This window comes from Brachybacterium sp. sponge (assembly GCF_001613775.1).
GTDB classification, from domain to species: domain Bacteria; phylum Actinomycetota; class Actinomycetes; order Actinomycetales; family Dermabacteraceae; genus Brachybacterium; species Brachybacterium conglomeratum.
In genome coordinates this window covers 1-812 of sequence record NZ_LRMP01000009.1, presented here as the reverse complement: position 1 = coordinate 812, position 812 = coordinate 1, and the positions used below count along the sequence as shown (strand labels likewise).

The following is an 812-nucleotide window of genomic DNA, read 5'->3' as shown; positions in this document are numbered from 1 at the left end:
TGGGGAGTTGTCCCCATCGCCAAGGTGTGGTGGGTGGTTCTAGGGTGGTGTCATCACCTGGGGGCAGGGATCGAGGAAGTGGCCTTGGGGGTCGCGGAGGTCCGGTTCGGTGGGTGGGGATCTGATTCTTTCGACGATGTGGAGGACACCATGAAGAAGGGTATGAACCCTGAGGCTGTGGAGCAGATGGGCACCACGGCGGAGACGTCCGGCGAGGATGTCAACACCATCTACACGACGGTGCAGGGTCGTGTGACGGATTTCGACTGGACCGGTGAGGACCGCGACAAGTACGTGTCGGAGTTCGAGGGGACTCTGGGCGGTCTGGTCCAGGAGGTCGTGACGCAGCTGGGCGAGTTCGCGGAGCGTGCGAAGAAGAACGCTCAGCAGCAGCGTGAGGCTTCGTCCTGATCTGCTGAGTTCTCTCGGCTTCTAGGTTTTTCTTTCTTCAGCAGTGAGCTGCTCCGGGATCGGGGCGAAAGGGGTTTGTGATGGCTTTCAAGGGTATGAATCCGGAGGAGGGGCGCGAGGTCGCTCAGGAGGTCCTCAAGGCGGGCGAGCAGGTCGTCGAGAAGGTCGACGAGGTGACGCGTCTGGTGACGTCGGTGGAGTGGGTCGGTCCGGACTACGACGCCTACGTCGAGGAGTGGAACTCGTTCGTGAACGGTCCGGTGAACAACCTGGTCGAGGCGTTCTCGACCAAGGGTGATGAGCTGACGCAGCACGCCGAGGAGCAGGACACCACCTCGAACCAGCAGTGAGCTGAGCGGTTCTTCGTCGCGAAGGCCCCGTCCCCCCGTCATCGGTGGGGG

2 protein-coding genes are annotated in these 812 nt (G+C 62.3%); both read left to right on the top strand.

Annotated elements, in window-relative coordinates; all coding sequences use genetic code 11:
• A partial coding sequence (locus A4A78_RS18020; RefSeq protein WP_231881091.1) for a hypothetical protein occupies positions 1-411 on the top strand: 411 nt, incomplete at its 5' end.
• A gap of 80 nt (positions 412-491) precedes the next feature.
• Positions 492-761, top strand: coding sequence for a WXG100 family type VII secretion target (locus tag A4A78_RS17345; RefSeq protein WP_231881090.1), 270 nt, complete (start codon positions 492-494; stop codon positions 759-761).
• Positions 762-812: the final 51 nt, after the last annotated feature.

Excerpts from the sequence above, each read along its gene's own strand:
- A4A78_RS17345 (WP_231881090.1), top strand. The coding sequence starts at position 492 with ATGGCTTTCAAGGGTATGAATCCGGAGGAGGGGCGCGAGGTCGCTCAG.